Annotated in this window: 19 protein-coding genes and 1 pseudogene; 9 read left to right on the top strand and 11 right to left on the bottom strand. The window is 68.6% G+C overall.

The genetic code is table 11. The features are described 5' to 3' along the window. The first annotated feature begins 9 nt into the window (after positions 1–9). Positions 10–918 (top strand): universal stress protein, encoded by a 909-nt coding sequence (locus ITI46_RS02090; protein ID WP_247745347.1) that lies wholly within the window; start codon positions 10–12, stop codon positions 916–918. A gap of 42 nt (positions 919–960) precedes the next feature. Beyond that, positions 961–2,307, top strand: a complete 1,347-nt coding sequence (locus ITI46_RS02085; RefSeq protein ID WP_209237560.1) for a nicotinate phosphoribosyltransferase — start codon at positions 961–963, stop codon at positions 2,305–2,307. Between the two features lie 115 nt (positions 2,308–2,422). On the opposite strand, the gene ITI46_RS02080 is transcribed toward ITI46_RS02085, so the two are convergent. Both ITI46_RS02080 and ITI46_RS35360 read right to left on the bottom strand, forming a co-directional pair. Continuing rightward, on the bottom strand, positions 2,423–2,827 hold the full coding sequence (locus ITI46_RS02080) for a DUF7144 family membrane protein (protein WP_247745336.1): 405 nt from the start codon (positions 2,825–2,827) through the stop codon (positions 2,423–2,425). 45 nt (positions 2,828–2,872) lie between these two features. Then, positions 2,873–3,007, bottom strand: coding sequence for a hypothetical protein (locus ITI46_RS35360; protein ID WP_280634697.1), 135 nt, complete (start codon positions 3,005–3,007; stop codon positions 2,873–2,875). A 630-nt stretch (positions 3,008–3,637) separates the two neighbouring features. On the opposite strand from ITI46_RS35360, the gene ITI46_RS02075 reads away from it, so the two are divergent. Continuing rightward, positions 3,638–4,237, top strand: a complete 600-nt coding sequence (locus ITI46_RS02075) for a CBS domain-containing protein (protein WP_247745346.1) — start codon at positions 3,638–3,640, stop codon at positions 4,235–4,237. Between the two features lie 99 nt (positions 4,238–4,336). On the opposite strand, the gene ITI46_RS02070 is transcribed toward ITI46_RS02075, so the two are convergent. Beyond that, the gene (locus ITI46_RS02070; protein WP_209237554.1) at positions 4,337–4,615 is read right to left on the bottom strand and encodes a DUF1876 domain-containing protein; all 279 of its coding nucleotides are present in this window, start codon (positions 4,613–4,615) and stop codon (positions 4,337–4,339) included. 280 nt (positions 4,616–4,895) lie between these two features. On the opposite strand from ITI46_RS02070, the gene ITI46_RS02065 reads away from it, so the two are divergent. Beyond that, the gene (locus ITI46_RS02065; RefSeq protein WP_247745335.1) at positions 4,896–6,425 is read left to right on the top strand and encodes a bifunctional aminoglycoside phosphotransferase/ATP-binding protein; all 1,530 of its coding nucleotides are present in this window, start codon (positions 4,896–4,898) and stop codon (positions 6,423–6,425) included. A gap of 92 nt (positions 6,426–6,517) precedes the next feature. On the opposite strand, the gene ITI46_RS02060 is transcribed toward ITI46_RS02065, so the two are convergent. Next, a complete protein-coding gene (locus ITI46_RS02060) occupies positions 6,518–7,387 on the bottom strand; it encodes a universal stress protein (protein ID WP_209237553.1) in 870 nt (289 codons plus the stop codon). Between the two features lie 429 nt (positions 7,388–7,816). On the opposite strand from ITI46_RS02060, the pseudogene ITI46_RS02055 reads away from it, so the two are divergent. Beyond that, a pseudogene (locus ITI46_RS02055) lies at positions 7,817–8,683 on the top strand (DNA topoisomerase IV subunit B); the annotation flags it as partial. Between the two features lie 69 nt (positions 8,684–8,752). Continuing rightward, entirely contained in the window at positions 8,753–9,574 is an 822-nt protein-coding gene (locus ITI46_RS02050) for a ferritin family protein (RefSeq protein WP_307808032.1), read from the top strand. Between the two features lie 679 nt (positions 9,575–10,253). Here ITI46_RS02050 and ITI46_RS02045 read toward each other — a convergent pair. Together ITI46_RS02045 and ITI46_RS02040 are read right to left on the bottom strand one after the other, a co-directional pair. Beyond that, positions 10,254–11,867, bottom strand: coding sequence for a N,N-dimethylformamidase beta subunit family domain-containing protein (locus tag ITI46_RS02045; protein WP_247745334.1), 1,614 nt, complete (start codon positions 11,865–11,867; stop codon positions 10,254–10,256). A gap of 1,319 nt (positions 11,868–13,186) precedes the next feature. Further along, the gene (locus ITI46_RS02040) at positions 13,187–14,983 is read right to left on the bottom strand and encodes a molybdopterin-dependent oxidoreductase (protein WP_307808025.1); all 1,797 of its coding nucleotides are present in this window, start codon (positions 14,981–14,983) and stop codon (positions 13,187–13,189) included. A gap of 665 nt (positions 14,984–15,648) precedes the next feature. On the opposite strand from ITI46_RS02040, the gene ITI46_RS02035 reads away from it, so the two are divergent. From ITI46_RS02035 to ITI46_RS02025, 3 genes are read left to right on the top strand one after another with little or no spacing between them, the layout of a single operon-like run. Beyond that, a complete protein-coding gene (locus tag ITI46_RS02035) occupies positions 15,649–16,431 on the top strand; it encodes a sulfite exporter TauE/SafE family protein (protein ID WP_209237551.1) in 783 nt (260 codons plus the stop codon). A 33-nt stretch (positions 16,432–16,464) separates the two neighbouring features. Further along, the gene (locus ITI46_RS02030; RefSeq protein WP_209237549.1) at positions 16,465–16,782 is read left to right on the top strand and encodes a rhodanese-like domain-containing protein; all 318 of its coding nucleotides are present in this window, start codon (positions 16,465–16,467) and stop codon (positions 16,780–16,782) included. Positions 16,783–16,785: 3 nt separating this feature from the next. Further along, complete coding sequence (locus tag ITI46_RS02025; protein WP_209237547.1) at positions 16,786–18,198, top strand: MBL fold metallo-hydrolase; 1,413 nt, start codon at positions 16,786–16,788, stop codon at positions 18,196–18,198. Positions 18,199–18,507: 309 nt separating this feature from the next. Here ITI46_RS02025 and ITI46_RS02020 read toward each other — a convergent pair whose 3' ends face one another. From ITI46_RS02020 to ITI46_RS02000, 5 genes are all read right to left on the bottom strand, one after another. Next, the gene (locus tag ITI46_RS02020; protein ID WP_209237545.1) at positions 18,508–19,080 is read right to left on the bottom strand and encodes an RBBP9/YdeN family alpha/beta hydrolase; all 573 of its coding nucleotides are present in this window, start codon (positions 19,078–19,080) and stop codon (positions 18,508–18,510) included. Next, complete coding sequence (locus tag ITI46_RS02015) at positions 19,077–20,327, bottom strand: MFS transporter (protein ID WP_307808024.1); 1,251 nt, start codon at positions 20,325–20,327, stop codon at positions 19,077–19,079. The genes ITI46_RS02020 and ITI46_RS02015 overlap by 4 nt, the downstream gene beginning before the upstream one ends. A 114-nt stretch (positions 20,328–20,441) precedes the next feature. Beyond that, positions 20,442–21,359 (bottom strand): TauD/TfdA dioxygenase family protein, encoded by a 918-nt coding sequence (locus ITI46_RS02010; RefSeq protein WP_209237541.1) that lies wholly within the window; start codon positions 21,357–21,359, stop codon positions 20,442–20,444. A gap of 50 nt (positions 21,360–21,409) precedes the next feature. Then, positions 21,410–22,381, bottom strand: a complete 972-nt coding sequence (locus ITI46_RS02005) for a quinone oxidoreductase family protein (protein ID WP_209237539.1) — start codon at positions 22,379–22,381, stop codon at positions 21,410–21,412. 107 nt (positions 22,382–22,488) lie between these two features. Continuing rightward, positions 22,489–23,547, bottom strand: coding sequence for a beta-keto acid cleavage family enzyme (locus ITI46_RS02000; protein ID WP_209237537.1), 1,059 nt, complete (start codon positions 23,545–23,547; stop codon positions 22,489–22,491). Positions 23,548–23,831 lie beyond the last annotated feature (284 nt).

Below are 23,831 nucleotides of genomic sequence, written 5' to 3'. Positions count from 1 at the left end.
GTGCGAGATATGGCTCATGTCGTTACAGCGGGTGTCGATGGCACGCCGCAAAGCGCGGCCGCAGCTCGTTGGGCCGCCCGCGAGGCCGTGGCACGGAACGCGTCGCTCCGACTCGTGCATGTGCAGGTCGCGGAGAGCGCACTCGACCAGATGGTTGTTCCGGACGAGGACGACGCGACGCGTCAGCGAGCAGAACAGCTCGTCCAGGCCGCGGCTGTCGAGCTCGCGGCGCGCTTCCCTGGCCTCTCCCTGGACACGAGGACGACCGTGGGAGAGCCGGCCTGGGTGCTGACGGAGTTGTCCCGTACGTCGGACGTGGTGGTCATCGGGTCCCGGGGGCTCAGTTCTCTCGGGGGCTTTCTGGTCGGATCCGTCGCTCTCCCGACCGTCGCCCACGTACAGTGCCCCGTCGTGCTCGTCCGGACGGACACCGACAGCCCGAGCCGGGACGAGGCTCTGGCGACAGGCCCGGGAGACCAGGCAGACACGTCACGCCGCATTGTGGCCGGCGTGGATGTCCGGCATCCCTGCGATGAGCTGTTTGCGTTCGCTTTCGAAGCGGCGCAGCGTCGGTCGGTGCCGCTGGAGATCAGGCACGGTTGGGAACCGCGGCCCTACTACGGGGCGCGTCCCATGCCATTGGCCGGTCTGGCATTGGAAGACCTGCTGGACGAACGCGCTGATGCACTGGCGAAAATGATGCAGCCGTGGTGCGAGAAGTTTCCCGGTGTCGAAGTGGACGCGCGCGCCGTACTCGAACAACCCGCCTCGTTGCTGCTGCGAGCTGCGGAGAACGGCTCTTTGCTGGTGGTGGGGCGACGGCACCGGCCGTCCCGCTTCGGCGCTCACGTCGGGCCGGTCGCGCACGCCGTCATGCACCATTCCCGCGCACCCGTCGCGGTCGTCCCGCACACCTGAGCTGCCATCCGGGCAGCGCAACGCGGAGAGCACGGATCATTCATGAGCAGGGAAACGACGACGGATCTGTACGAAGTCACGATGGCTCTGTCGTATCTGCGCGAAGGCATGGCGCAGCCCGCAACCTTCGATCTGTTCGTCCGCGACCTGCCACCAGAGCGGGGATTCCTGGTCGTGGCGGGTGTCGAGCATGTCGTCGACTACCTGACCGACTACCGACTCGGCAGCGAGCAGATCCAGGGCTTCGCCTCGGTGCTGCACCGCCCTCCCGAGGACCTGGAGCCGCTCCTCGGTATCACGTTCGACGGCGATGTAAGGGCGGTGCCGGAAGGGCGGGTCGTACTCGGCGGCGAGCCGGTGCTGGAAGTGACGGCGCCTCTGCCGGTGGCCCAGTTGGTGGAGAGCTACGTGCTCAACCAGATCAGCCACCAGACCGCACTCGCCTCCAAAGCGGCCCGGTGCGTCCTCGCTGCCGAGGGGCACCCTGTGGTGGACTTCTCCCTGCGGCGGACCCACGGCATCGAGGCAGCCGCCCATGCGGCACGTGCAGGAGCGATCACGGGCTTCTCCGCAACCAGCAACGTGGCCGCAGCCGTCGAGCTGGGGCTGCCGGCCGTGGGCACGATGGCTCACTCCTACATCGAGGCGTTCGGACCGGAGGAAGCCGCCTTCAGGGCTTTCGCCGACGCGCACCCCGGCCCGGTGACCTTCCTGGTCGACACCTACCAGACGGAACAGGGCGTCCGCACCGCCGCACAGCTGCTGCGCTCGCTGGACGACGCGACAGGCTCAGGCTCAGCCATACGTCTGGACAGCGGCAACTTGGAGGAAGAGGCCCGGCGAGCCCGTAGCATCCTGGACGCCCACGGACTCCCGGAGGTGCGTATCGTCGTCAGCGGCGGTCTGGACGAGTACGCCATCGACGACCTGGTGCGGGCCGGCGCGCCTGTGGACGTCTATGCGGTGGGCACCCGTGTGGGCGTCTCCGCCGACGCCCCCTACCTGGACACGGCCTACAAGCTGGTCGCGTACGGCGACCGCCCCGTGATGAAACTGTCCACCGGAAAAGTGACCGCGCCCGGCCCCAAGCAGGTGTTCCGGCGAAACGGCTGCGAGGACGTCGTCGCACTCGCCGAGGAGGCAGCGCCCGCGGGTAGCCGCCCGCTACTGCACCCAGTGGTCCGAAAAGGTACCCGGATCGGTCCGGCACCTGGCCTCCAGCACATCCGCGAGCGGTGCGCCGCGGATGTCGCCGCGCTGCCCGAAGAAGCACGCCGGGTCACAGGCCCGACACCACTGCACTCCTCGACCTCCCCCCGGCTGCGAGCTCTCACCGACCGTGTGCGGCGGCACATACGGGACGCCTACCTGCCAGACGCCTCCCTTTAGACCGGAACGGCTCGCCTCGATCGTGCCTGCCGTGGGCGCTGCCGGACCGTACGGCATTGGACCGTGGCCACTTGCCCCATTGCTTCGCCTTCAGGACGGCAGACAGCCGCACGGCCTATCTTCGGCCGACGTGCGACTCGGGCCGGTATACACAGAGCGCCCAGATGATGAACGCGTACAGCGCTATCAGGACGATCGACCAGAGCGGGTAGTAGGGCAGGGCCAGGAAGCTGGTGATCAGCAGGAGCCCGGAGATGACGACTCCGACGATGCGCGCCCATAGTCTGCCCTGGACGAGGCTCAGGCCGACCGGAATCGCGAGCACGCCCAGGATCAGGTGAATCCAGCCCCAGCCCTCCACGTCGAATCTGAATACATAGTTCGGCGTACTCACAAAAATGTTGTCGTTCGCGATGGCCATGATCCCCCGGAGCGCGTCGAGCACGCCCGCCAGGACGAGCATGACTCCACCGAATGTGACCACACCCCCTGCCAGCGAATCGGTGCCTCGGTTGCTCATCGTGGACTGGGTCATCGAAAGCCTCCTCGAATCAGAGCCGTTGGCTCACGCCAGAATCAGAACGATGAAGAGTGCGCACGCCAGGATGTTCACCAGCCAGTTGTGAGTGTTCGTCCAGTCGCGGACTTTCGGCATCACATCTGCCTGGCCCGGGTGAACTCCGATGGTGAGCATCACCATGAGATCCGAGGGCATGAGCAGAATGAGCAGGCGTCCGGTCCGGAAAGCCTGCCGAGGCTTCCAGTAAAGTGCGCAACCATTCGGGAGTTGCACGGTTTCGCGGTTCCGTCAGTTCTTCCGCGCCGCCAGGCCGGCAGGGCAATCAAGTGTTGTGAGGCCACCGGTGAGAAGCCCGCTCGCTGACCGTTCGGAAGAACGGTCCCCGCCGGGGGCGGCTGCTGGTCCGTGTGTCGGGGCAGATGACTCCAGTCGACCCGCATTTGCTGCTCGACGCTTCCAAACGCAGGCCTGAACGGGTGATGGTTCCCGATGGGCCTCACCTGCTGTGTGGGGCCGACTGCACAACGTAAAGCTTGGAGTGCGCGCGGCAGGGATCTTCCTTGCCGGTGGTTGATCCGAAACCCGGGATGCACGCTGGAAGCGGGAGCAAAGAGGCGAAGAGGCAATGAGGCGAGGACGCTGGCCTGCGCGCTCCGCCGCGCTGTTGGCGTCCTGGAGGTCGCTCCCTGAGGAGGCATCATGGGAACGGAACACGCACCCGCTGCACAGGGTGTGAGTGCGAAGCGGGCCCAGCCACCGACGGGGCGGGACGCCACCGCGTACGTATCCCCTCGCACCGTGGGTGACGTCATGACCCAGACGGTGGTCGCGGTGGGCCGCGACGCCGACTTCAAGCGCATCGTCAGGACCATGCGCGAGTGGCAGGTCAGCGCGTTGCCCGTGCTGGAAGGCGACGGCCGGGTCATCGGTGTGGTGTCCGAGGCCGACCTGCTGCCGAAAGAGGAGTGGCACGCCCAGGACAGCCCTCTGCGCCGCCCGCGCACATACTCCGAGGAACTCGGCAAGGCCGCAGGCGGAACCGCGGCGGACCTGATGACCACTCCCGCGGTGACGGTGCATCCGGAGGCCTTTGTCAGCGCGGCTGCCCGGATCATGGCGGAAAAGAGAATCAAGCGGCTGCCGGTGACCGACGCCGCCGGCTGCCTGAGAGGGATCGTCAGTCGCAGCGATGTACTCAGCGTCTTCCTCCGGCCTGACGAGGAGATCGCGGCGGAGATCCGGGAGTCGATCCTCGGCCCGATGGCGGACACGCTCGGTGAGGTGAGGATTACCGTGCAGGAGGGTGTGGTGACCCTTTCCGGGGACCTCGGTGACTCGCACTTCGTTCCCCTGGTCGTGCGCACGGTGCTGTCCGTCGAGGGAGTGGTCAACGTCCACTTGGCCGTCTGACCGAGCGCGTCACCCGGCTCTGGTCCCCCCGCAGGCGCGGGGGAGTGGACCCCGACGGCCGGGTCGGCACGGTCGGCCTCGGCTGATGTCCCAGGTGGGTCATCCGGCGGCTTGGCGGTCCTTCGGCCGGGGAGCACCCGGGCCCTGGATGTCGCGCTCGGCGATATTCAGCAGTTGCTGGGCGAGGTCGTGCATGGCCCTGCCCGCTGCCAGTTCGTCGCCGATCTCCGGCACGTCCGTATCCGCGGGGTTGCAGTGCGCGGCTCCGCGGCCGGTGAGCGCTGTGGTTCCGGTGTCCAGTACTACGTGTGCCTTCGTCGCTCCCTTGTCGTCTTCGAAGAGGTCGAGATGGACGTTCCATTCCTTGGTGTGTGCCATCGCTCTCTCCTCACCTGGTTACGGTGCGACCACGGCCGGAAGCCATGAGCCCATGCGCGGGACCTCCAGCAGGTCACCGGCCCATTCCCCACTCGATTCCATTATCGAACGGCAGCGGCTTCGGCCGCAGGCCGGAAGACCGGTGGACGCCTGCGCTCCTCTCCGACCCACATGCGCCGCGGAGTGGATTGGGGTATCTCTCGATTGAGAGGTTCATCGACACTTTCAGCTTCCTACGCGACGGAGGACGTCGCCATGCGAGATCGCCGGTCCGTTCGCCATGACTGAGCGTCGCGCCCGCGGGGAGCCGGCGCGGCAGGTGCCGCGCGCGGAGGTGTGCGAGACACATACCGCGATCGTGTTCTTCGCTGGTGACCACGCCTACAAGTTCAAGAAGCCGGTGGACCTCGGATTTGTGGACTACACAACGGTGTCGGCTCGCCGCACCGCGTGCGAGCGTGAGGTCGCTCTCAACCGCCGCTTCGCACCCGACGTCTATCCGGGGCTCGGCGAGATCCGCAGCCCCGACGCCGAGGAGCCCGAGCCGCTCGTGGTGATGCGCCGTATGCCGGCCGACCGCAAGCTCTCCCGACTGGTGCGAGAGGGTGGCGCTGTCGATGACGTTCTCCGGGCCGTGGCCCGGCAACTCGCCGCCTGGCACACGAAGGCGCCCCGCGGCCGGGAAGTGGACGAGCAGGGTACGCGGGATGCGCTGTCGGCGCGCTGGGAGGCCGGCTTCGCGCAGGTCCGCCCGATGGCAGCAGACGGCTTCGTGCCGGAGGGCGTGGAGGAGGTCGAGCAGCTGGTACGCCGCTATCTGGCCGGCCGCAAAGGGCTGTTCGACTCCCGCATCGAGCAGGGGCGGGTGGTCGACGGCCACGGCGATCTGCTGGCCGAGGACATCTTCTGCCTCGACGACGGCCCCCGCATCCTGGACTGCCTGGAGTTCGACGACCACCTGCGCTACGTCGACGGCCTCGATGACGCCGCCTTCCTCGCCATGGACCTGGAACAGCTCGGTGCTCCGGAGGCCGCGGCGTACTTCCTGGCCCGGTACAGCGAGTACTCCGGCGACCCCGCGCCGGCTTCCCTGTGGCACCACTATGTCGCCTACCGTGCGTTCGTCCGCGCCAAGGTCTCCCTGATCCAGGCACGCCAGGGCGCGCCGGACGCGGAGTCGGCGGCACGACGGCTGGTCTCGGCAGCGCTGCGTCACCTGCGCACCTCCGCCGTCGGGATGACCCTCGTGGGCGGGCTGCCGGGAAGCGGGAAATCCACGCTCGCCGGTGCTCTGGCGGACCGGCTGGGGATCACGCTGCTCAGCAGCGACCGTCTCCGCAAGGAGCTGGCGGGCCTCCCCGCGGAGCAATCAGCCGCCGCCGACTACGGCGAGGGCCTGTACACGCCGGAGTGGACAGCCAGGACCTACAGCACCCTGCTGGAGCGCGCAGCCGCTCTGTTGTCCTCGGGTGAGTCCGTCGTCCTTGACGCCACCTGGACGGACCCAGGGGAGCGGGACGTGGCACTGCGGGTGGCCGAACGCGCCGACGCAGATCTGGTGGCCCTGCACTGCCACGTGCCCGACGACGTGTCGGCGGCCCGCCTGAGCGCGCGCACACCGGGAGTATCCGACGCCGACCTCGACGTCGCACAGGCCATGGCGGCCAGGGAGGCGCCGTGGCCCGAAGCGGTCCCGGTCGATACCAGCGGCCTGTTGGAGTCCGCGGTCGCCCAGGCACTGGCGGCCGTACGCCCGTGGGGCACCGGCCAGGCCCCGGTCTTCCGCCGTCCCTACATGGAACCGGACTGAGACGGCCAAGCCGACCGGGGTCCTTGGCGCGGGCCCGCCCACGGCGGCCTCGGCACCGGATGGCATCGACGGCATAGGTCTGCCGACGCCGGTCAGCGATGGGGCACGACAGCGACAGGACAGGCCGCCTGGTGCAGGGCCGTGTGGCTGACCCGGCCCAGCTGCAAGCCCACCTGACCCTGCCTCCGGACAGCGCCGAGAACCAGCAGATCCGCTTCGACCGACGGCCCGAGCAGAACCCGGTGCGCCGGGCCTTCCAGCGATGCCCGCCGCACGGGAACCGCCGGGTGTGCCGCCGTCGCCGCCTCCAGCACCTCCTCAAGGACGCCGAGCGCCTGATCCCCGTACGTCCGCGCGCCGGAATCCAGCGCGCCCAGAGAATCCGTGGGGTGCTGGGGGCTTCGCCAGGCACGTACGGCCACCAGCTCGCACCCGCGCGCTTCGGCCTCGCGCAACGCGAAGCGCACAGCTGTCGCGGCCTCGTCCGCCTCTCCCACGCCGACGACGACCCGATGGCTCATCCCCCGGATGTTGCGCTGCTCACCACGGGTGACGACGACCGGGCAGTGAGCACGCCCCGCGACCGCCAGGCTCACCGAGCCCAACAGGTGCTCCTTGACCATCCCCCGCCCGGAGGAGCCGCACACGACGGCGGACGCCGCCTGCGATTCCTCGATCAGCGCGTTCACCGCTTCGTCCGCTACGGTCACCGCACTGACCTGCAAGTCTGCGGAGAGCTGCCGGGCACGCTGCTCCGACGAGGCGATGATGTGCTGCGCCTCGATCTCCCCAGCCGGTCGTTGAGTGGTGAAGGAAGGGAGCGCTCCTTCGTAGCGCTCCCACAGCGACGCATGGACGATGCGCAGCGGCAGCCGCCGCCGCGTCGCTTCCTCCACCGCCCAGTCCAGGGCAGTCAGACTGCCGTCCGATCCGTCGACGCCCACGACCAGCGGACGCTCCATGCCGCTCACCGCCTCACCGGATGCCGGACTGGAGACCGGCCCTCGTCGTTCCTTCCTCCACCATCGCCCGCTGTCGACGACTTGGCATGTCAAGCCGCACGCGGCTACCTCGCCAGGCGGCCGAAGGACAGTGCGGCACAGTGCGAGGCGAAACCACCCGATCGGGGAGAAGGCCGATCACGCCCGGGCAGGTGACGCCGCCTGAGTGGGGAGATGCCGGTTGCCTGTGAGCGGAGCCAGTCACCTCTTGCGGCTACTGCTCGTCCCGGCTGTAGAGGGAGTTGAGGGTGGCGCTGTGCTGTTGCGGTCGGTTTCCGGCTGGTGTCGGACGGCCTGGCGCTCGCCCTTTCATCCCCGCCCTGCCGCCCCAGTTACGGCACTGCGGAGCACTGGGGATCGATCGCCCACTGCCTCGCCACCCCGGGACCGAACACCCATTCCGCCCAGCTCGAGCCGCTCCTGACGGAGTACGCCGACCAGCTCGCCGGCACCGTGGACGAGGCCCTGGTCGGCACCCGCGACCACATCGAGGTCATCCTCCGCGACGACGACTCCGTGGAAGTCACCGACAACGGCCGCCGCCTCCCCCGTGGACACCAAAACCCCGCACCGGCCTGTTCGGCGTCGAAATCGCCTATACCAAACTCCACGTCGGCGGATCGGCGGCGGCTCCTACGCCGCCTCCGGTGGCCTGCACGGCGTCGGCGGCTCCGTGGTCAACGCGCTGTCCGTCCGGCCGGATATCGAGGTCGACCGCCACGGCCGCACTCGCGCCATCAGCTTCCGTCGCGGCACGCCCGGTAGCTACTACACCTGCCCCGGACCCGACGCCGCCTGCACCCCCGCCCGGAGCCTGCGCCAGACCACAAAATCCCCAAGTCGCGGACCGGCGCCCGCGTGCGTTACCGGGCCGACCGCCAGATTCCTCAAGGACGCCAAGCTCTCCCTGAAGAACCTGCACCAGGGTGCCCGCCAGACTGCGTTCCTGGGGCCCGCCCTGACCATCGTCGTCGGCGACGAGCACGGCCTCGGTGAGGGCGCAGCCAGGGTGAGGAGTTTCAAGTTCGAGGGCGGCATCAGCAAGGTCTGCGAGTACCTGGCGAACGGAGGCCGGTCTGCGACATCCTCCGTTTCAGCGGACAGGGACCGGAGGTGACCGTTGGCCAGTTGATGGATGTGCTGACCCCACGGCGATGCGGAGGCGACCGCGCTACTGGCGATCAACCTGTTCTTCCCGATGGCTCACCGCTTGGCCGACATCACCACACAGGTGCGGGTGCCGCGTTGGCACTGACTGCCGCGGTATCGGTGTCCGCGGCACAGGCTGCTGCTTCGGCCAACCCGAAAACCCCGGCCTTGAGCACGGTGCAGGACACGCGGGCCGCGATGCGTGGTGAGGGCTTCGCCCACGCCTCCTACCTCTTCTATTCCGACCAGGCCGACCGCGAGGGACACGGCCGCGTCGCAGAGCTGTTCCGCAGCGCCGCCGAGGTGGAGCTCGACGACCACTTCACCAAGGAGGCCGCGACCATCGCGTACGTGGGCAGCGACGAGGCCAACATCCGGCAGGCGGCCGAGGGCGAGCGTGCCGAGGCGACGTCGATGTACCCCACATACGCCGAGGAGGCCCGGCAGGACGGGGACAAGGCAGCGGCCGAACTCTTCACGGAGATCGCTGCGGACGAGGCCGAACACCGCCGCCTGCTCGCCTCGGCCCTCAAAGCGGTCACCACCGGCAACGGCACCGTACCGGCGCCGCCGAAGGCGGATCCGGTCCAGGTACCGGCCGGACTGCCACAGGTCTCTTCCGCCCGGACCCGCGCCAACCTCGAAGACGCCATGCACGGCGAGGCACTCGCCAACGCCTCCTACACGCTGTACGCACATCACGCACGAGAGACCGGCCAAAAGCAACTCGCCCGACTGTTCGAGGGATTGGCCGACGTGGAACTGCGTGAACACTTCGCCGCCGAGGCCCGCCTGGACGGCCTGGTCTCGGACACCGCAACCAACCTGCGCACGTCCATCGCCGGCGAAACCTACGAAGCCGAGGTCATGTATCCCTCATTCGCACGCCGGGCCGAGAAAGCAGGCGACGCTCAAGCCGCGGACCTGTTCACGGAGATCGCCGGTGACGAAGCCGACCATGCCGCATCCTTCCGGAAGGCTCTGCACCACCTGAACTGAACCGCGCGTGGTGCGGGGGCCACGCAGCGAGCCTCCGCACCGCAGTCCCGCACCCCGCAGAAACGGTGGCGCCCGCGGCCCGGTCCGCACCATCCCGACTCACCGCTCGGCTACGAAACGGCCTGAATCGCCCCTGGTCAGGGTGGGAGGGTGGACGCGGTGAGCAAGTAGATGCCGTAGCAGGCGGAGAGCGCCGTGCAGATGGTCAGAGCCGGTATCAGGACAGGCTTGCGGGCGTGGGAGGCCCAGCGTGCCGCGTCGAACAGCAGAGGGAAGGCGGGGATGAGGAAGCGGGGCCGGGAGGCGAAGTAAGGGCGCCACCCAGCGCAACTCCTGTCAGCACGGCGCTGTACACGACCAGCGGCGCGGGAAGCCGTAGGGAACGCCATCGGGACTTCCCGGCGCCCTCACCCCCTCGTCACGGTTACGTCCATCGCTGCTTCGCCACTGGCCAGAAACCGACCCCCTCAGTGTGTGGGCGGCCAGCGCCCACATCTCAGCGCAAAACCGCTGGTCAATGAGGCATAGCACAGTGCAATTGGTGAGTATCCGGTCCCGCTGCGATCCAGACGGCGACCGCCCGGCGCTCGCGCTGGGAAAAGAACCCGTTGCCATCGCCGACCAGCACCGGGTAGACCACGGCCCAGTACTCGCCCACCAGCCGCGGAACGGCTACGTCTCAGACGCCGGCGTGGCTGCCGGAGGCCCCCGCTGTGGAGCCGGTGGCGGGCTGGTCCGCGTATACCTGTCGCACGTTGTCCCTGGCCGCGCCGCACTCCCGTGCCGCCGGTCCTCTGGCGAATCCGCGCAGCAGGTTCTCGGTGGTCTTCGTGACGAAGCGGCAGGTCCGTGCGTCCATCCCGTGGCTGCCCCCGCCATCGGGGGTGCCCGCCATCAGAGACTCCACCCAGCGCATCGTGCCGGTCGCGAAGACACCGGCGCCGCTGTCCACCGTGTAATAGGCCGCGTCCGCATGGGTGTGCCGTCCGTTGCACACCAACGGCGAGTGGGCCACGACCTCGATGGGCCGCGGTGTGGAGTCCTGTTCCGGGGTGACACGGTCGTACTCGACACCCACCAGATGGTCGAAGCGGTCGCCCTTGCGTGCGCCCGTACCCCGGAACACCCAGTGGTCCGGCTGGTGGACGACGAAGGGCGCATCGGCGGGATATCCCTCGTACAGCACCCCGGTCAGTGACGACTCCGGGTCCGGCCGCGGCGCGACCCGATAGTCGGTGGTGACCAGCGAGGGGCGGTCCGGGTAGACGGGATCGCGGTGCCAGTCGGTCTTGTAGCACACCACTGTCCGGTCCCGCCCCAGCGGCGAGGACTCCGGGCGAATCCGCCGGAAGCAGGTGTTCGCCCCCAGAAAGGCGATGTTGGTGCCCTGGTCCCTCGCCGCGGTGATGTGGCGGCGCTGTTGCGGGGTCCAGTACTCGTCGTGGCCGAGCGAGACGATACTCGTCGCACCGCGCAGTACGCCGGGGTCGGCGGAGATGTCCAGCCCGGTGGTGTACGCGAGCGGGATACCGACCCGTTCGGCCAGCACGACAAGAGGGCGCTCGTAGTACATGAACTTCTCGGCGCCGTCCTTGTCGTAGGGCCGGTCGAAGCTGACCGCGAGGGAGCGGTCCTGGTAGCCGCCGTCCTTCCCGGTGTAGAGGTTGTAACCTCCCCACCGGTTGTACGCCTGCCACGTGGCGGTCGCGTGCACCAGCACGGTCCGGCCCTTGGCGGCAGCTGAGCGCACCACCAGCGGCACGTACCGCTGGTGACCCGAATCGGCATCCAGGACCAGCAGGTAGGCACCCTCCGGCCAGCCCTGGGTGGAGATCCGCACACTGGGCTCCCAGTCGGTCGCGACGGTACGGGTACGCGTGTCGAAATCCGGGCCCTTCTGGCGCCGCCCCGTGACAGGCCGCGACCGCCACACCCTCCGCGCCTGCTTGCCGCGGTACCAGCCGACCCGGTAGGCCGTCACCCGGAACGCTCCGGCCAGAGTGGACACGAACAGCCGCACCTCCTCACCGGGGAGCACGCTCGCCCGGTCGGCGTACCCCTCGATCGCCTCCTGCGGGCCCTGACGCCCGAGACGCCACTGCGCGGTGCCCGGCCGATTTCGCTCGAGGGCCGCGGAGCGAGCAGCGCTGCTCCGCGTGGCCGCACCGGTCTGCTCGTCACACCCCGACGTCGCCAGGCCCAGCGCCGCCGTACCGACCAGGCCCGCCGCCGAGCCGAGAAAACGCCGACGTACAGGCCTCCCGCGGAACGCTCGTCCGGCCAAATCGTGCATGCCACCTTCTCCTCGGGGACTGAAAGAGACCGACTCCCTCCAGCCTGCGCCTCGACGGGCGACCGGACTCAGTCAGGAGGGCCACACGGGTGGCACCCGCAACCGCCCAAAGGACGTGCAATGAACACTCCCCTGCGCCTCCGTGCCGTCGCGGTCTTGGTCTCGCCGCTGCGGGCTGCGGGATCAGACCCGCAGAACCGGTCGCGCCGGCGAGCCCAGCACAGGTCTCACCAAGGGATTGCGGATCTACTTCGCCTCGGACACCGGCCTTGGCGGTCTCACGCCCCGGCCTGCCAGTGCGCCACTTCGACTCGGCCGTCAAGCTTCTCCTCGCCGGCCCGAACGAGTCCGAGCAGAAGAGCGGACTCGCCAATCTCGCGCTGTTCAACGGCTCGTATCACGCCTCCGCCAAACAGCGACCGCGTCACCCTGGACGCACCGGACGACTACCTCTCCGCCGACGACCGCCTCCGCACCGGACCGGTCGGCGCCAGGTCCGACGCCGAGGCGGCCCGTCCGCGCTGACCGAGCGCAACGCGCCGTATCGAGCGGAAGGGGCGTCCGCAGGCATGGCACCGGTCGAAGAAGACTGCTACCGGCCGAGCCCGCACGCGGGCAGCCCCCCAGCGCGGTCTCTGCCTTCTAACGCCCGTCGGCAGAGGCTCGCAACCGGACAGAGGCGGGCGCGCCGCGATGCCACTCTGGAGCGACGATCACTCAGCGGCGTAGACGGCTTGTGGCGGCTCTGCGGCTTTCTCGCACCCCTGAAGGTCGGCGTTGCGGGGGTCTCGAGCGGTCGGCGCCGAGGCAGACCGGCCGCTGGGACAGCTCTGACCTCGGAACGGGCCCAGGCCCGGATGGTGAGGCGGAGTCCCTGCCTCCCGCGCCGGCAAGCCAGCCTGGTCGAGGACCGGGAGGAGGGCGGATAAGGCGGACCGGGACAGGGACTCGATGCCTGCGGGCAGGAGCCGCCGCACTCCCGGGCCGACGTCTGGCATGTGCCTCCTCCGAGCCGCCGTTGTGGCAGGGCGTCGGCGTGGGCGGGGATCGACCTTGCGATTCGGTCTTCCTGACCCAGCGCCGACCTGCTCCCGAACCACAGCCGGCTGCTGGCGGCGTCCTGGGGGACGGCGGTGCGGGGTCAGGGGTGAGGTTCTCGGGAGAAGTTCCGGTGAACTTCTGCTGTGCCTCGGTGAAGCCGCTCAGGAGAGGTTCCACGATGTCGGTGCGCGGCTGTACCTCGCCGCCCGCGCCACGTCCGCGGGGCGAAGCGGTGGCCAGGACCGGGTCGGAACCGCACCATCGGCACCAGGAGTCATTCAGAGGGATTGGCGGTAGCCGAAGAACTCGTGGTCCTGGTTGTAGCCGCCGTGTCCACCGCCGATCTGGGCGAAGTCGGCGACGAATTCGATGCCTTGGATCCACTTGACCTGTTTGAAGCCGAGCTGTGCTTCGTTGCGCAGGCGCAGGGGGGCGCCGTGGCCGAACGACAGCGGGTGGTCATTCATGTCGTAGGCGAGCATGGTCAGGTGGTGGCTCATCTGCTCGATGGGATGGGCGTCGTAGTAGCGCCCTTTGTCCGGGCCGTCGCCCAGGGAGTAGAAGACGGCCCATTTCGCCTCGGGTTTCGGTTTGACCAGGTCCAGAATCGTGCGCATAGAAACGCCGCCCCATTTGGCGACGCCCGACCAGCCCTGGATGCAGAAGTGCTGGGTGATCTGCTCATGGTGGGCAAGGGCCCGCAGTTGGCGCAGGTCGAGTTCGACGGGGTTGTCGACCAGGCCGTGAATGCGCAGTCGGTAATCGGTGAAATTGCCGTCGTAGAGCTGTCGGTATTCGGGCGAATCAGGGTACTGCCCGTTATGCCAGAAATATGGAGAAATGTCCTTCTCGGTGTACTCACCCGGTCTGGCATCCAAGTGCTCGAACAGGCGCTGTACGGGGCCGATCAGTGCGTACCCGGCGCGCTGCACCACCCGGGGGTGGCGCAGCGTGAACGGGGTGGCGGCGATCCAGCCGGCGATGACCACGGCCATCGAGGCAAGGAAGATCCACAGACCTGTCCAGCCGTCGCCGCCGCGGGCGGCGTACATCTGGTTCAGGCTGCGCGGCAGGTTCGTGGTGAACACCAGGGTGACGTGGACCGTGATGAAGACCAGGAACCAGACGAGGACCAGGAAGTGCAAAGAGCGTGCCACCTGGATGCTCAGTGGTTTGCTGATCCGTCTGAACCGGGTCGAGAGAGCCGGCGACATGCCCAGTCCGGTTACCAGCGCAAGCGGGGCGGCGAGGAAGACCGTGGCGAAGTAGGCGAGTTGCTGCAGGCTGTTGTAGTTCACCCAGGCAGGCTCGGTCGGCCAGTCCAGTGACAGGTATTGGATCAGTATTGACGCCGCGTTGGGGAAGACGTCCCAGCTGGTGGGGACCACCAGTCGCCACTGCCCGGTGGTGAACAGCAGCACGTAGAAGACCACGCCGTTGAGCAGCCACAGCGTTACCGTGCCCAGGTGCCACCACCGGGCCAGCCCGATCGAGTGCCGCAGCCCGGGCAGCCCCACCTGTCCGGGCAGAGCGACGGAGTCCTTCTTCGCGGTCCACAGCGGATCGGACGGCACCGGCTTCTGCACTCGGAACCACTCTCGGCCCGGCGTGCTGTGTCTGGTCCAGTACAGACGCGGGTGGTCACCGATGATCTGGATCCCGGACCGGATGATGAAGATCAGTAGGAACAGGTTGAGGAAGTGCTGCCAGCCCAGCCAGGCCGGCAACCCGCCCCTGCGCGCCCGCCGCGAGACCGGGATCGTACCCGGATAGGCCTGGATGAACTGCTGTACCGGCCCGAGGCCGCGCAGGTGTTTGGCCACCGCGACCGCGATGATCAGACCCAGGAATCCCAGTGGCAGCAGCCAGAGCAGGTTGAACCATCTGTTGCGGCCGATGCGCACCCGCGGAGCGATGCCGTACACCTGCGGCACCGAACCGGACCAGGTGGCCGGATCAATGGCATTCTCACCTTCAGTCAGCTCGCTCCGGTATTTCCGGACCGCCTCGGGTGATACGGGCGTGTCCGGCGGAGCCGGAGCCTCGCCGGACATCGGCCGCCCTTCTTCGTCCACCACACGCACCTTCCGCCAACCGCGCCGGTCGTGACACTCACTCGGCGATATTGGCTGAAAACAGGCATTATGTCCCGTAGGTGCGCACCCGGTGATCCGGACCCGCGACAGGTATCCGCCGGGGCGCGTCGTGTCCTCGTATGCATGCACCCATGCGCTCTCCTGGGCCGGAGGTCCGCCGGCTACCGAATGCGGTCGAAGGCCACCGAGGCGCCTCCGGCACCCGGAGCGGGCACCGGTGAAGCGGGCCGGCTCCCGACCGCCGGTGGCGTAGGCGGTGTGCAGGCGGGTTCCCGCTCGGCAGACGATGCGTACGCCGCGCCGGGCGGCGGTGGCATGGCCCGGTCGATGCCGCGCGGCGGGTCCACCGCCACGGCACGCGGGCCACAAGCCAGGTGGCTGCGGCTGCCCAGGTGGTCAGGTTCCGGGTGTCGACGAAGAACCTGACTGCGACTCCTCCGGCGGCTGGCCCCGGAGGATACGGCCGCGCCCTGACAGAGGTGCGGGTGATTCCTTCGAGTGGTTGCTGCCGGGGGCCGGCCTGAGCGGCGGGGCGGGGATTGCCTGGCCGATCGAGGGCAACCCGCGCCCGAAGAGACGTTCTCTACGAGCACGGGGAGACCGCTGGTGCGCAGGTGCGAGCGTCTCGTGGCGAGGTGGATGGGATGCTTGTGCTGGCAGTGCTGTTCGGATCGATGACCGGCGTCGCGCTCGGCCTGACGGGCGGGGGCGGCGCGGTCCTGGCCCTGCCTGCACTCGTCTACGGTCTGGGGCAGCCGGTAGCGCAGGCGGTGCCCACCTCGTTGCTGGTGGTGGCCGTCTCCTCGGCCGCGGGACTGGCGCCGCGCCTGGGGCGAGGCCAGGTGCGCTGGCCGGTAGCCGGTATTTTCGGGGCGACCGGGGCGGCAGCGGCCTTCGCCGGTACGGCGGTCAACCGCATGATGCCCGCGCGAGCGCTTCTCGGGCTCTTCGCGCTCCTCATGGTCATCGTGGGGGTGCGGATGCTGCGCTCCGGGTCCGCCCCCGAAGGCGCCTGCGCGGTCCGCGGTGGCCGGATCAACTGGCGGGCATGCCTGGCCAAAGCATTGCTGACAGGAGCCGGAGTGGGCTTTGTGACCGGGCTGCTGGGCGTGGGCGGCGGATTCGTCACCGTGCCGGCCCTGATGTGGCTGCTCGGACTGGAGCTGCCGGCCGCGGTTGCCACCTCCCTGGCGATCCTGGTGATCAACTCCCTTGCCGGGCTGGCCGCCCATCTCGGAGAGACGAGGTTGGACATGACCGTCACGGGCATTTTCGCCGGGGCCGCGCTGGCTGCGTCGCTGGCAGCCGGACGGCTGGCGAGTCGGGTGCCCCAGCGGGTCCTGCGGCGCGGCTTTGCCGTGCTGGTGCTCGTGGTGGCGGCATTCGTCGCGGTGCAGACCGCCATCAACCCTGGCGTCCTCGGATGACCGAAGCGAAACGAAGTGATCAAGGAGGACCTGATGGAACCCAACCAGTTGCAGCAGCAAGACCGGGTCCAGCTGGTGGATGTGCGGGAGCCGTCCGAGTGGTACGCCGGACGGATTCCCGGCGCCCGATGGATGCTCATGGGGGAGCTGAGCCGGCGGCTGGACGAGCTGGAGCGGGAACGTCCCGTGGTCACGGTCTGCCGCAGCGGACACCGCAGCAGCCGGATGGCCGACTACCTCACCGAGCGTGGCTACCGAGCGGAAAACCTCGACGGCGGCGTCACGGCATGGACCGAGCAGGGCCTGCCCCTGCGCCGGCCGCAGGACGAGAAGCCGGGGGAGGTGGCGTAGACGATGTTCTTCCAGCAGTTCTACCTTCCCTCCCTCGGACACGCCTCCTACCTCGTCGCAGACGAGCAGAGCGGCCAGGCGCTGGTGTTCGACCCGCGCCGCGATGTCGAGCCCTATCTGGAGGCCGCCCGGGAAAACGGCCTGCGCATCACGCACGCGGCCGATTCCCATGGCCACAACGACTACCTCTCCGGGCTCACCGAGATCACCGTCCACACCGGCGCCCAGGTGTGGGGAGCAGCGTCCGCCGGCCTCGGGTACCCCCACCAGCCGCTCCAGGACAGCCAGGTGATCGAACTCGGGGACGTCGGCATCGAAGTACTGCACACCCCCGGGCACACTCCGGAACATCTCAGCCTGCTCATCTATGACCGGGCCATGAGCGCCGACGAACCCGCGCTGCTCCTGTCCGGCGGTGCCCTGCTGGTGGGCGACCTGGCCCGCCCGGACCTCCTCGGCGGCGGGGAAAAGGCGCGCCAGGCGGCACAGACATTCTGCGAGACCATCCAGACCAAGCTGCTGCCCCTGCCCGACCACGTCCAGGTCTATCCCACCCATGTGGCGGGCTCGCTGTGCGGAGGCAACATCGGCAGCCGCCTGTCCACCACGATCGGCTACGAACGCCGCACCAACCCGGTCCTCGCCGAGGTCGACTCCAAGGACGACTTCGTCCGCGAATGCATCCGGATGGACAACCTGCCCGCCGTGCCCCCGTACTGGCGGCGCATGCGTACCCGCAACCTGCGCGGCGTGGAACCCCTCGGCGTGCCGGCAGAGCCACCCGCCCTGACCGCTGACAAGTTCGAGCACCACCGCGGCTCCGGAGCCGCGGTACTTGATACTCGCGCCCCGGAAGCCTTCGGCGGCGGTCACATCCCCTCCGCCCTCAACGTCGGTCTCGGCACGGCGTTCGCCACCTGGGCGGGAACAGTGCTGCCCGACCAGGCCCGCGTGGCTCTCGTCCTCGACCGGCCAGAAGACCTGTGGGAAGCCACCTGGCAGCTTCTGCGCATCGGCTACCCACCCCCCGTCGGCTGGCTGCGCGGCGGCATGACCGCCTGGCGCACTGCGGCCAAACCGGTCAAGACCACCCCGCAGATCACCGTGAACGACCTCAAAGTGCGCCTGGAGCGCGGCGAGGTCGACCTGCTCGATGTCCGCCAGCCCGGCGAGTGGGCGGGCGGGAACGCGCCCGGGGCCATCCGCATCACCGGCGCAGAACTGCCCGACCGGCTCGATGAGGTACCCGACACCAAGCCCGTGGCCGTCGTCTGCGGCTCCGGCTACCGCTCCTCGGTCGCCGCCAGCTTGCTGGCGGCACACCGTGACCTGCCCGTCCTCAACGTGCTCGGCGGAATGACCGCATGGAAGGCCGCCGACCACCCCACCGAAATCCCCCCGGACAAGGACCAGTGACAGGGACTGCGTCCGCACCATCACCGTCGACCAGCCCTGGACCTCCGGGGGCCCAGGGGATGGGCGGGTTCTCCCCAGGCGGATTCCGCTTCCACTCCGTCGGTGACGGCAGCGCGGAGTGCCGTCGAACGCCAGGAAGAGGACGCCGAGCAGGACGAACACCGGTTCCGCCGTGCCCAGGCTGTAGAGGCCGGGGCCGTAGAAGGCCGGAAGCGCACCGCCCCGTCCGGCCGGAAGGCACCTCCCGTCGCCGCGAGGGCCAGGACGGCGCCGAGGACCGGACCCGACGCAGAAGCCCGGCAGGCCGCGTCAGACGAAACCCAGGCTGAGCTCTCGGACGAACTCTTGTGCTTGATGCCATTCGCCGTAGCCGGAGGCAGGGTTGAGGTGTCCGACCGGGCCGAGTTCCTCCAAGCGGCTTCCCCAATCGCGGGCGAGATCGGCGACGCGATGAAAGGCTGCCAGGGGGTCGTTCGTGCTCGCCGCGACGATGCTGGGGAAGGCCAGGGGTGTCCGAGGCACGGGCGTCCAGCCGTTTTCGCGCAGCGTCTCCGGAGTGGGGTAGCCGGGCGGCAGCGGATTGTCGAAGTCGGGCGGCGCCGCGAGCAGTGCGCCATTGACCGGGCGGCTGTGTCGTCGAGCCCAGTGTGCCGTGGTCATCACCCCGGCACTGTGGGCAACGATTACGACCGGTCCTGAGATGTCCGACAGCACGTCGTCGAGTGCGGAAATCTGGGCGTCGCGGCTCAGCCGGTCGTGGGTCAGCGGCGGAATGGTGCGGGCGTTCGCGATCTTGTCCGCGAGGATGGTCTGCCAGTGGTCCGGCACACGATCGCGTAGTCCGGGGACGATCACGACCGTCGTTGAGGCGGTGAGGCTCATGGTTGCGGCTCCGGGGTTCCGAGCGCCACGTCGGGGAGGAGCCCGATGCGGCACAGGTCCTTCTCGTAGTACCGCTTGCCGATGACGAAGGCTGCACCGGCGACGGCGGCGACCAGCGGGACCACTTGGAGTGCGCTCAGCAGGCCCATGTGGTCGGCGAGCATGCCTGTGACGGCAGGTCCCGGGGCAAGCCCGAGCAGGCTGTTGGCGAGGGTGAGCGTGGCCATGGCCGTCGCTGCGATGGCGGCGGGCGTCAGATTCGCGACCATGGCGGCTGCCGGTCCGGCAGTCGAATTGGAAAGCAGGGTCCCGGCGCCGATCAGTACGAGTTGCAGCGGTCCGGCCGGCAGCTGGAATCCGACCGTCAGCAGCGCCAGCGTCCCGAGGCTGCAGGAGATCGCGACGGTCCACTTCCGGGCGCCGACTGTCCGACTGAGGCGGTCCGCAACGATCCCGCCCCCGACCATGCCGATACCGGTGATCAGTGCGAAGCCTCCGGCAACCAGGCCCGCCTTGGCGGGAGGCATGGCGTAGTAGCGGTTGAGGAAGCTGGGCATCCAGGCGAGAAGAGCCATCGTGATGAACATCTGCAGGCCGCTGCCGACGTAGGCGCAGATGACGGAGACCGAGGAGAACAGTCGCGGCAGCAGGGCGCGGACCGGAGCCCGTTCGCCGGGTGCGCCGCGACGACGGCCGGTGGACGGACTCAGCCGCTTCTCTCTGACCACGAGGGCGTACAGGGTGGCCAGTACAAGCCCGAAGAGCCCCATGACGCCGAACGCCCAGCGCCATCCCAGGTGCTGGGCGACGACTCCGCCGATCGACACGCCCAGCACGGATCCGAAGGCGCCTCCGCCGATGAAGGCGCCGGAGAGCGTGGCCCGCAGTGTGACAGGGAAGATGCTGAGGACCACTGCGATGCCGACGCTGCCGTAGGCCGCTTCTCCGACACCGACCATGAACCGCCCCAGGAACATCTGGCCGTAGCTTGCCGACACGGCGCAGCCCAGGGTCGCCAGGCTCCACACCGTCGCGGCGGCAACGAGGCTCTTGACTCGGCCCCAGCGGTCCGCCAGCAGCGACAAGGGGAAGGTGAGCACCCCCACCATCAGGGCCACGATGCCGCTGAGGGAACCCAACTGGGCGTCGGACAGGAGCCACTCCGCCCTCAGGAGCGGAAAGACCGCGTTGAGGACCTGCCGCGACATGTAGTCCGACAGCAGAAGCCCGAAACTCAGGGCGAACACCAGCCAGGCATACCCGCGGGATACAGCCGGTTCTGCGGGAGACGTTCCCGGCACTCTCATGTCGGCAGCGTGAAGACCCATCGGCACCACCTTTCTTGTCTCCGGCCCCGGGGTTCAGAAGGGGCTGTCGCCGATGATTCCGGCGCGCTCCATCTTGCGGACGGCGGGCCAGTAGTCCTGGACGGCGTAGTGCTGAGTTGAGCGGTTGTCCCAGATGGCGAAGCTGTTCTTCTGCCAGCGCCAGCGCACCTGGTACTCGGGGATCGCGGCCTGGCTGATCAGGTAGTTGAGGAGGTTGCCCGCCCCGGGTGCGTGGTCCTGGCCGAATCGCACGTTCTCGGGCGTGTGGTGGTTGACGAAGTGTGTGGTGAAGGCATTGACGAACAGGACCTGCTCGCCGGTCTCCGGGTGGGTCCGCACCACCGGATGCTCCGCGTCCGGGTACTGGGCCTTGAGCTTGTGCCGCTGCTCGGTCGGCATGACGGCACCGAAGCTCGCCTCGACGCTGTGCCGTGCGCGCAGCCCTGAGATCTGCGTCTTGATGTGCTCCGGCAGCCTGCGGTAGGCCTCAGCCATGTTGACCCAGATCGTGTCCCCTCCCACGTCGGGAGTTTCCACGCAGCGCAGTACGGCGCCCATGGGCGGGCATTCGCGCCAGGTGCCGTCGCAGTGGAGTGCGTTCTCGTAGTGCTCGGGCTTGCTGTCCAGGTCTTTGTAGATGCGGACCAGCCCCGGGTGGTCCGGGTCGCCGCCGAGTACCGGATGGTCCTCCAGCAGACCGAAGCGTGCGGCAAAGGCAACGTGCTCCGCGCGGGTGATGTCCTGGTCTCGCAGGAAGAGGACCTTGTACCGCAACAGCAACTGCTTGATCGCGGCGAACAGGTCGTCGTCGCGCGCGGCGACGCCGAGATTCGCGCCGAAGAGCTCGGCGCCGATGGTGCAGGTCAGCGGCTCAACTGTGATTGAGGTGCGTCGGACGTCGGGACGCACCAGGGCGGGCGCGTCTCCCCTCGGGTGGACAGTCTTGGCCATGGTGCTCACTCCTGAGTGTGGCGTGCCGTGATGTTCGGGGCGCGGTGTGCTCAGAGGACGAATACGGAAGATCCCGTGGTGCGTCCTGCTTCGAGGTCGCGGTGTGCTTGTACCGCGTCCTGAAGGGCGTAGCGCTGATTGATTTCGATCTTGATGCGTCCGGACGCGACGTGGCCGAACAGTTCACCGGCCAGGGCGCCCCGCTCCGCGGGCTCGGCGATGTAGTCGGCCAGCGCGGGCCGGGTCACGAACAGCGAGCCGTGGATGGCGAGTTGCATGGCGTCGAGCGGCGGGACTCCGGAGGCCGTACCGAAGCACACCAGCAGTCCGCGGCGCTGCAGCGAGGCCATCGAGCCGGCGATCGTGTCCTTGCCTACGCTGTCGAAGACGACCGGGACACCCTTTCCGTCGGTCAGTTCGCGCACCCGCTCGGCCACGTCTTCGCGTCGGTAGTAGATGATGTGCTCGCATCCGTGGGCACGCGCGATCTCGGCCTTCTCCTCGCTGGAGACTGTGCCGATCACCGTGATGCCGAGCAGTTTCGCCCACTGGGAGACGATGAGGCCGACTCCGCCCGCTGCCGCGTGGAGCAGTACGGTGTCGCCGGACTGCAGCGGGTGGATCCGGCGCAACAGGTAGGCCGAGGTCAGGCCGCGCATGGTCATAGCGGCGGCGGTCTCGCAGCTGATCTTGTCGGGCAGCCTGATCAGCGAATCCGCGGGCATGACGCGTTCCGTGCTGTAAGCGCCCAGAGGGCTGCCCGTGTAGGTCACACGGTCGCCCTCGGCGACGTGGACCACGCCCTCGCCCGCGGCTTCGACCACGCCGGAAGCCTCAACCCCGAGCCCCGCGGGCAGCGGAGCCGGATACAGCCCGGTGCGGAAGTAGGTGTCGGCGAAGTTGAGTCCGACGGCGATGTGCCGGATGCGCACCTCGCCGGGGCCCGGGGCGCCGACGTCGGTGGTCTCCCACCGCAGGACGTCGGGGCCACCGGTTGCGTGGAAGCGAATGGCGTGTGCCATGACCTGCTCCGTTCGCTCGGGGTGGGGTGGCGGCGGTCGTGAGCCGGCTCCGATCGGCTGGATGGCTGCCGTGCCGGTTCCGCGACCGCCCACTCGTTGGATGCAGGTCAGCGCTTGACGTCGCGCAGCATGGAGCCGCGTCGGCCAGGGCGGCGGTTGGGCACCATGCCGAGGTGGGCCAGAGTCTCGTCAGCGCCCGAATACCATTCGCCGATCTTGTAGATTCCCCTCGCCTCCTGCCCGGTGGCGATCTCCCGGCCGAGCGCCTCCGAGATCCGGACCATCTGCTCGACCTGCTCCACGGACGACATCCGCTCGCCCTTGTGCCGCCACAGGTTGTCCTCGTTGCCCACTCGTACGTGCGTGCCCAGGGCGATGCCGATCGCGTTCATCGGCGCCACCGCGCGCATGGAGGCCTCGATGGTGAGCACGGCGCCATCCGGGACACGGCGGACGAACTCGATCAGGTCGGCCGGGTGCCGGCCGGCGAACCCACCGCCGATGGCGACGTAGTTGAGTATCAGCGGCCCGCTGTAGACGCCTTTGCGGATCAGCCGTTCCACGGTCTCCAGTTGTGCCAGGTTGGCCAGTTGGAAGTGCGGCTGGATGTCGTTGCCGCGGAGCCGCTCGAGGTGTTCGAGGTAGAAGTCCGGTCCGGCCTCGACCACCATGTCCCGGTAGGCCTTGTAGTAAGCCGGTTTGGCGATCGAGGTGCCCTCGATGTCCTCGTCGTCGAAGAGCTCGACGATGTTCATCTGGTTGGTGTTGATCGCGATGGTGACCTGGTCCGGCCTGGGGGTGATCTCGGCCAGCATGTGGCGGGTGTCGTAGCTGAGCCACTTGGCGTCGGCCCCCTCGTCCTCGGGGGCGAAGGAGATCGAGCCCCCGATCTGGAGGACCATATCCGGCACGGCTTCGCGCAGTCGGGCTATCAGTTCGTTGAACATGGAGAGGCGCTTGGAGCCGTGACCGTCCAACTCGCGCACATGAATGTGCAACACCGTGGCGCCGGCGTTGTAGCAGTCGACCGCCGCCTGCACATGCTCGTCCATGGTGAGCGGGAGGTCGTCGGCGTCGCCGGGAAGCCACTCCGGCCCGTAGGGCGCGGCCTGGATGACCAGCTTCTCCTGGTTCTCCGGATACAGGGAGTCGTCGAAGAAGTGCACGGTCCATCTCCTTTGTCGGACGGGGTTTCACTCGCTGTACGCATCGCTGCCTTCGATGCGGGGCCTGGGAGGCTCGGCGAGGAGTGGTGTGTGAGAGTGCAGACGGGGCCCCGGGCTCGCGCTGGACAGCCCGGACACATCAGCGGGTGCCGGGAAGATGCGGCCTCGGGCAGGGGTCCTGCTCGGCTTCGTAGGCCGACGGTCTCCCTTGCGGTATTGCAACGTTAAGTGCCGACAGCCGAGGTTGCTTAACCGCTGGTGACAGATGACTTATCAGTTGGGGA

The sequence above is a fragment of the Streptomyces oryzae genome (genome assembly GCF_017676365.1).
Classification (GTDB): domain Bacteria; phylum Actinomycetota; class Actinomycetes; order Streptomycetales; family Streptomycetaceae; genus Streptomyces; species Streptomyces oryzae.
This window is presented reverse-complemented; position numbering and strand designations above follow the sequence as displayed.